The organism is Actinoplanes sp. NPDC026619, assembly GCF_040638295.1.
Lineage (GTDB): Bacteria > Actinomycetota > Actinomycetes > Mycobacteriales > Micromonosporaceae > Actinoplanes.
Genome location: NZ_JBEZYA010000001.1, coordinates 926,974 through 934,089, shown reverse-complemented (window position 1 = coordinate 934,089; position 7,116 = coordinate 926,974). Strand labels below are relative to the sequence as shown.

At 73.1% G+C, this 7,116-nt stretch carries 6 protein-coding genes and 1 pseudogene; 5 read left to right on the top strand and 2 right to left on the bottom strand.

Annotated features, from left to right (window positions below; genetic code table 11):
• Positions 1–1,598 (bottom strand): annotated as a pseudogene (locus AB0E90_RS04405) (hypothetical protein); the annotation flags it as partial.
• A gap of 212 nt (positions 1,599–1,810) precedes the next feature.
• On the opposite strand from AB0E90_RS04405, the gene hisI reads away from it, so the two are divergent.
• The 3 genes from hisI to AB0E90_RS04390 all read left to right on the top strand — a co-directional run bounded on the left by hisI (position 1,811) and on the right by AB0E90_RS04390 (position 4,403).
• Positions 1,811–2,194, top strand: coding sequence for a phosphoribosyl-AMP cyclohydrolase (hisI, locus tag AB0E90_RS04400; RefSeq protein WP_360398936.1), 384 nt, complete (start codon positions 1,811–1,813; stop codon positions 2,192–2,194).
• Positions 2,191–3,723, top strand: coding sequence for an anthranilate synthase component I (locus AB0E90_RS04395; RefSeq protein WP_360398933.1), 1,533 nt, complete (start codon positions 2,191–2,193; stop codon positions 3,721–3,723). The genes hisI and AB0E90_RS04395 overlap by 4 nt, the downstream gene beginning before the upstream one ends.
• A 170-nt stretch (positions 3,724–3,893) precedes the next feature.
• Positions 3,894–4,403, top strand: coding sequence for a Trp biosynthesis-associated membrane protein (locus tag AB0E90_RS04390; protein ID WP_360398930.1), 510 nt, complete (start codon positions 3,894–3,896; stop codon positions 4,401–4,403).
• 20 nt (positions 4,404–4,423) lie between these two features.
• On the opposite strand, the gene AB0E90_RS04385 is transcribed toward AB0E90_RS04390, so the two are convergent.
• A complete protein-coding gene (locus tag AB0E90_RS04385) occupies positions 4,424–4,678 on the bottom strand; it encodes a hypothetical protein (protein WP_360398927.1) in 255 nt (84 codons plus the stop codon).
• 364 nt (positions 4,679–5,042) lie between these two features.
• On the opposite strand from AB0E90_RS04385, the gene trpC reads away from it, so the two are divergent.
• Both trpC and trpB read left to right on the top strand, forming a co-directional pair.
• The gene (gene trpC / locus AB0E90_RS04380) at positions 5,043–5,846 is read left to right on the top strand and encodes an indole-3-glycerol phosphate synthase TrpC (RefSeq protein WP_360399477.1); all 804 of its coding nucleotides are present in this window, start codon (positions 5,043–5,045) and stop codon (positions 5,844–5,846) included.
• Entirely contained in the window at positions 5,843–7,084 is a 1,242-nt protein-coding gene (trpB, locus tag AB0E90_RS04375) for a tryptophan synthase subunit beta (protein WP_360398924.1), read from the top strand. The genes trpC and trpB overlap by 4 nt, the downstream gene beginning before the upstream one ends.
• Positions 7,085–7,116: the final 32 nt, after the last annotated feature.

Sequence of the window (7,116 nt, the reverse complement as noted above, 5' to 3'; positions counted from 1 at the left end):
GAGCCGGGAGCCTGGGCTGAGCCGGGAGTCTGGGCCGAGCGGGGAGCCTGGGCTGAGCGGGGAGCCTGGGCTGAGCCGGACGCCTGGGCTGAGCCGGGACTCTGGGTCGAGCCGAGAGCCTGGGCTGAGCCGGACACCTGGGCTGAGCCGGGAGTCTGGGTCGAGCCGGGAGTCTGGGTCGAGCGCGGAGCCGGGGTCGAGCGGGGAGCCGGGGTTGAGCCCGGTGCCTGGGTGGAGCCGAACGTCGGCGCCGGGGCGGAAGCGTGCGCCGGGCCGGAGGTCTGGTTCGGCGCGGAGGCGTGGGCCGGGCCGGAGCTGTGGGCCGGGCCGGAAGCGCGGGCCGGTGAGGTCGGCGCGACCGGAGTGGCCGGCGACATCGGCGCGAGGGACGAGGCGCCCGGGAACGCGGGGCTCTGCGGAGTCGTCGGCGAGGCGCTGCCGCGCGGCGCCGGCATCCCGGACACCGGGCCGCTGGCCGGGTCGGGCAGGGCGGGCACATAGGACGACGGCTGGCCGTAGGACGGCGGGTGGAAACCGGGCGAGATCGGCGCCGGCGAGATCGGCGCGCCGGAGGTCGGGGTCACCACCGGGTGGGTCGAGGTGGGCACCGATGCCCAGCCGGTCGCCTGGCGGCGGGCTTCCGGCGCCTGCCCGGCGGGGCCGTCGCTCTCCTCGGCGGGTACGGACTCGCCGGGTGCCGTGAAACCGGGAACGCCGGCCCGTCCGTTCATGTCATCACGCCTGTTCTCATCGGAGGCTTTCGCCGGGACGGTGTCGTCGGCCGGCTCGCCCGGCACCGGGCCATCCACAGTAGACGGCTCGTCGCCCGGCTTGGTGGCCCGTCCGTTCAGTGCCGGGCCACTGTGGCCGTTCAGGCCGGGGCGCGGCTCGTCGCCGGTGGTCCGCCCGCCGAACAGGAACCGGCCGTTGCGTCCGCTCAGGCCGAACCCACCGAACGCTCCGGTGTCCCGGTCCCACGGGTTAGCTCGGCGAGACTCTACGTCCTGAGCTGCGTCTTCGCCGGAGTCCGACGCGCCGGAGTGATCCGTGTCGCCCTCCGGCGCCTCGTGCTGACCACCGGGCACGGCGCCGCGCCGGCCACCGGTCCCGGGGTTCGGCCCGTCTCCGGCGGCGGCGTTCCCGCTCGTACCCCCGCCGGGTTTTCCGCCTGCCGCTCCGGCCGCGCCCGCGGCACCGGGAGTGCCGTTTCCGCCGGCCGCGTTCGACGGGATCGATCCACCGTTCGGCCCGGATCCCTCCGGCGAGGGCGAAGGCGAAGGGCCACCGACCGGCGGCCGGGCCGATCCGAACGGCGACGGGGAAGCGAGCCCGCCCGGCTGACCCGGGGAGAGTGGAATGGGATTGCCGTGCACCGGGCCGGAGCGGGGTCCGCCGGGCGGCGGGCCGAACAGATCGGTGTCGCCGAGGTCGGCCCGGCGTGATCCGAGGGCGACCATCTGAGTTTCACTCGGACGGGTTACCGAGATCTCCGGCTGTTCGGCGGTGTCGGCGGGGTCGCCGGCGTCCCGGTGGACCGGCCAGAAGCGGGACAGCCCGCGTGACGACCGGTTGTTGTCGGGGCTGGACGTCGGCTCCATCGGTGTATGACTCCCGTCGCGAGGCTGCCCCACCCGCGCCCGTGAGCTGCGCAGACCCATGTCAGGCGGGTGAGCGCCCGCGCCCTGGGCCGGGCGCGGCGCAGGACGACGGTACCTTCCTGGGCCGTCCGGCACATCCCCCGTGCCCGGATCGTGGGCCGCGCCGCGGGGTGGATCGGGCCCCGGCCCGGCCGCGGTGGACAATCGGTGACGTGGCAGTCAAGACCGACCTCGATCCCGCCATCGCGGCGCGCCTCAAGCGCAACCCCGACGGCCTGGTGGCCGCGATCGTGCGTGCGCACGACAGCGGCGACGTGCTGATGCTCGCGTGGATGGACGACGAGGCGTTGCATCGCACGCTGACCTCGGGCCGGGCCACCTACTGGTCGCGCAGCCGCCAGGAATACTGGGTGAAGGGCGCGACCTCCGGCCACTTCCAGTACGTGAAGTCGGTCGCCCTCGACTGCGACGGCGACGCCCTGCTGGTGACCGTGGAGCAGGTCGGCGCGGCCTGCCACACCGGCGCGCCCAACTGCTTCTTCGACGAGCTTCCGGTCTCCACGCCGGCGGCGTTCAAGCCGGCGGAGGAACTATGACCAGCGGTGCGGTGCGGCCGGACGAGGCGGAGTTCCTGACCCAGCGGCGCCGGGTGGTCCCGGTGACCCGCCGGCTGCTCGCCGACGGGGAGACCCCGGTCGGTGTCTACACGAAACTGGCCGGCGGCCCCGGCACGTTTCTTCTCGAGTCGGCCGAGCAGGGCGCCGGCCCGTCCGGCGCGGCCTGGTCGCGCTATTCGTTCATCGGTGTGCGCAGCGCCGCCACCCTGGTCGAGCGGGACGGCGAGGCGGCCTGGCTGGGCACGCCCCCGGCCGGCGTGCCCACCGGCGGCGACCCGGTCACGGTGCTGCGCGAGACGGTCGCGGCGCTGGCCGACGGCCCGGTCGAGGACGGCCTGCCCCCGCTGACCGGCGGCATGGTGGGTTACCTGAGCTACGACCTGGTGCGGCGGTTCGAGCGGCTGCCGGCCACCGCCACCGACGACCTGGGCCTGCCCGAGCTGGGCATGATGCTCGCCACCGACCTGGTGGTGCTCGACCATTACGACGGCTCGGCGATCCTGGTGGCGAACGCGGTGATGGCCGGCGACGCCGGCGACGCGGCCCGGTCGGCGGCCTATCACAACGCGGTCGGCCGGCTCGACGCGATGACCACCGCGCTGTCCCGCCCGACCCCGCCGATGATCTCCACGGTGGAGCGCCGCCCGGCCGGCGAGCCGGTCAGCCGCACCGCCCCGGGTGAATATCAGAAGGCGGTCGAGGAGGCCAAGGAGGCGATCCGGGCCGGCGAGTGCTTCCAGATCGTGGTGGCGCAGCGGTTCGAGCGGCCCACCGATGCCAATCCGCTCGACGTCTATCGCGTGCTGCGGGCCACCAATCCCAGCCCGTACATGTATCTGCTCCGGTTCGATGATTTTGACATCGTCGGGTCGTCGCCGGAGGCGCACCTGAAGGTGAACGCCGACGAGGAGGGCGCCCGCCGCGCGCTGCTGCACCCGATCGCCGGCACCCGCTGGCGCGGCGCGACCCCCGAGCAGGACAACGCGCTCGCCGCCGAGCTGCTGGCCGACCCGAAGGAACGCGCCGAGCACGTCATGCTGGTCGACCTGGGCCGCAACGACCTGGGCCGGGTGTGCAAGCCGGGCACGGTCGAGGTGCCGGAGTTCGCCCGGATCGAGCGGTACAGCCACGTCATGCACATCGTCTCGACGGTGATCGGCGAGCTGCGCGACGACCAGACCGCGTTCGACGCGCTCGCCGCCACGTTCCCGGCCGGCACGCTCTCCGGCGCCCCGAAGGTCCGCGCCATGGAGATCATCGAGGCGCTCGAGCCGACCCGGCGCGGCCTGCACGGCGGCACGGTCGGCTACTTCGGCTTCGCCGGCGACATGGACATGGCGATCGCGATCCGCACCGCCCTGCTCAAGGACGGGGTGGCCTATGTGGGCGCCGGGGCCGGCATCGTGGCCGACTCGGACCCGGCCGCCGAGGAGACCGAGACCCGCAACAAGGCAGCCGCGGTGCTGGCCGCGATCGCCTCGGCGGAGACCTTGCGCGCCGCGCGATGAGCGAGAGCGGGGAGGCTACGGACTCGGCCACGACGGCGAACGATCGCCGAGTCGCGGAGCGCGGGGCGGCACAGCGCGAGAGCGGGGAGGCTACGGACTCGGCCGCGACGGCGAACGATCGCCGAGTCGCGGAGCGCGGGCAGGCACAGCGGAATCGTCGTTCGTACGTCTTGACCCTGCTCGCCGCGCTGGCCGGCTCGGGTCTGGCGCTCTACGCGATCACCCGCACCTGGTCGGTGCACCTCACCCCGCGGACCGGCCTCTCCGACCTGCGCGAGGCCCGCACCGGCACCGACACCGAGCCGTGGGTGACCGCCCTGGCCGTGGTCGCCCTGGCCGGCACGGGCGCGCTGCTGGCCACGTCGGGCTGGGTCCGGCGGGCGCTGGGCGTGCTGCTGGTCCTGGCCGGTGCGGGCGTGACGATCGGCGCGATCATCGGCCGGGCCGGTCTGGACCCGGGCGACGCGGGCGCCGCCGGCACGGCCTGGCCGGTCGCCTGCGCGATCGGCGGCGTGATCATTGCGCTGGGCGGACTGACCGCCCTGACCCAGGGCCATCGCTGGCCGGGGATGTCCGCTCGTTACGAGCGGAAGCCGGAGCCGGTCGCGACAACGGCGGCCGCGGACAACCGGGCCACGTGGGACGCGCTCGACCGCGGCGACGACCCGACTGCCGGCTGAGTCACGGCACTGCGGGTCGCTCAGAAGTGGGTTTTGGCGAGCTTGCGAGGAGATGCGGCCAGCAGCGCCGCCACCTCGCGGGTGAGGTCGTCGCGGGCCTGGTTGCGGGCCCGGTCGGCCAGCATGGCGAAATAGGCGTTGTCGCGGGCCGTCGGCACTTTTTCGGGGCCCACCATCGCGCGCTGGACGTTGACCACCAGGGTGGCCGCCACGGAGACGAGCGCCCGGGACGCCTCGGCCAGGGTTGGGGCCGGAGCTTGCGGTGAATCGGACACGGTCACTCCACCTCGATCATTTCCGCTGGTCGTATCGGGGAACCGAGACAAGTCTGCCTCGAAGTCAGCATGAACGATTCGTATTTCTGCGGCATGACGTTGCCGTCAACGTGCCGGGGGATCCACCGATCAGATGAGGTGCCCCAGTACAGGGCGATGTGGCTCTTGGTGAGCGTGTGACTGACATGACAGCATCCGCGGGCAGGCGGCATTATGCCCCAGCCCAACTGGTGAGGCTCGCCATACCCCGGCCGGTCGCGGATGACCACCACCTCCTAGCATCGGGCGGAGGACACCCGGAGAGGGGAGTCATTTCGTGACATCCGATCAGCAGGCGGCAGCGGGCACTGGCGGACCGCAGAACGTGCTGGAGGAGATCCTCGCCGGTGTGCGCGAGGACGTGGCGGCCCGGCAGGACAAGGTGCCGCTGGAGCAGGTTCGGGAGCAGGCCGCGGCAGCGCCGCCGGCCATCGACGCGTACGCGGCTTTACGTAAGGCCGGCGTCGCGGTCATCGCCGAGGTGAAGCGGTCGTCGCCCTCCAAGGGCGCGATCGCCGACATCCCCGACCCGGCCGAGTTGGCCGGGGAGTACGCGGCGGGCGGCGCCCGCTGCATCAGCGTGCTCACCGAGGGACGCTGGTTCGGCGGATCGCTGGCCGATCTGGCGGCTGTCCGGCAGTCGGTCAGCATCCCGGTGCTCCGCAAGGACTTCGTGATCTCCAGCTATCAGGTGCACGAGGCGCGGGCCCACGGCGCCGACCTCGTGCTGCTCATCGTGGCTGCGCTCGAGCAGAACGTTCTGGTCGGCCTGCTCGAGCGGATCGAGTCGCTCGGCATGACCGCCCTCGTCGAAGTGCACAACGAGGAGGAAGCCGACCGGGCGCTGGAGGCGAACGCGAAGGTCATCGGGGTCAACGCCCGCGACCTGCGCACGCTCGAGGTGGACCGGGCGGTGTTCGAGCGGATCGCGCCCGGACTGCCGAACAACGTCGTGAAGATCGCCGAGTCGGGGGTGCGGGGTCCGCACGACCTGATCCGGTACGCATCGGCCGGCGCGGACGCGGTGCTGGTGGGTGAGGGCCTGGTGACCCAGAAGTCGCCGCGTGACGCGGTGGCCGAGCTGGTCAACGCGGGCAACCACCCGGCGACCCCGCGGCCGGTCCGGTGACCGCGCCGGCACTGCCCGACCTGGCCGGGCATTTCGGGCGATACGGCGGGCGTTTCGTTCCGGAGGCGCTCGTCCGGGCGCTCGACGAGCTCGACGCCGCCTATCGCTCGGCCAAGACCGACCCGGAATTCCAGGCCGAGTTCGAGGACCTGCTCCTCAACTACGCCGGTGTGCCGTCCCTGCTCTACCCGGCCAAGCGGCTGTCCGCCAAGGCCGGCGCGGAGATTCTGCTCAAGCGGGAGGACCTCAACCACACCGGCGCCCACAAGGTGCGCAACGTGCTCGGTCAGGCGCTGCTCGCCAAGCGGATGGGCAAGCCGCGGGTGATCGCCGAGACCGGCGCCGGCCAGCACGGCGTGGCCAGCGCGACCGCGGCCGCCCTGCTCGACCTCGAGTGCGTGGTCTACATGGGCGAGACCGACACCGAGCGGCAGGCTCTGAACGTCGCCCGGATGCGCATGCTGGGCGCCACCGTGATCCCGGTGACGAACGGCTCGCGCACCCTCAAGGACGCGCTCAACGAGGCCCTGCGCGACTGGGTGGCCAGCGTGGATACCACACACTACCTGCTCGGCACGGCGGCCGGCCCGCACCCGTTCCCGGAGATCGTCCGCGACTTCGTGGGCGGCATCGGGACCGAGGCGCGCGCCCAGTGCCTCACCCAGATCGGCCGGCTCCCGGACGCGGTGGCCGCGTGCGTCGGCGGCGGCTCGAACGCGATCGGCATCTTCCACGCCTTCGTGGCCGACGAGGACGTCGCGCTCTACGGCTTCGAGGCGGGCGGCGACGGCATCGAGACCGGCCGGCACGCCGCGTCGATCACCGGCGGCTCGTCGGGGGTGCTGCACGGCGCCCGGACGTACGTGTTGCAGGACGACGACGGCCAGACGATCGAGTCGCACTCGATCTCGGCCGGCCTGGACTACCCCGGGGTCGGTCCCGAGCACGCCTGGCTGCACGACACCGGCCGGGCGGAGTACGAGCCGGTGACCGACGCCGAGGCGATGGCGGCGTTCCAGCTGCTCTGCCGCACCGAGGGGATCATCCCGGCGATCGAGAGCGCGCACGCGGTGGCGGGCGCCCTGCGGATCGTCCCGGCGCTGACCGCGGAGCTGGGCCGCACCCCGACCATCGTGATCAACCTGTCTGGCCGCGGTGACAAGGACGTGCACACCGCGGGTGCCTACTTCGGCATCCTCGATCCCGTCGAGACGCTGGTCCCGGGAGAGGTGGCATGATCGCCTGCACCGAGCGGCACTTGCGCGAGTTG